The 247-nt window shown below is 57.9% G+C and carries 1 protein-coding gene; it reads right to left on the bottom strand.

What is annotated here, in order from left to right; all coding sequences use genetic code 11:
* Positions 1–27: 27 nt before the first annotated feature.
* A partial coding sequence (locus ASU23_RS33995) for a hypothetical protein (protein ID WP_216637126.1) occupies positions 28–247 on the bottom strand: 220 nt, incomplete at its 5' end.

Genomic DNA, 247 nt, shown 5'->3' with positions numbered 1-247 from the left:
TGAGGTGGCGTACTTCGATGATTTGCGTCAGGTTGTGGACAAGGGTGCATTGAGTGGTTTGGCTGCTGATGCTCCGTTGGTTGCGACGATGGTCGGCAGTGATGGTTTCTCGGTGACGGGGACCTTGGCGGCCGGCGAAACGAAGACGGTGACGTATTCGGTGAAGGTCAATGCCGATGTGGTCGGTGGGGTGTTCGTGAACAACTTCGTTGTTCCGGGGACGACTCCTCCGGTTGATCCTCCGGAG

This window comes from Rhodococcus sp. KB6 (assembly GCF_001445685.1).
GTDB classification, from domain to species: Bacteria; Actinomycetota; Actinomycetes; order Mycobacteriales; family Mycobacteriaceae; genus Rhodococcus_F; species Rhodococcus_F qingshengii.
This window is presented reverse-complemented; position numbering and strand designations above follow the sequence as displayed.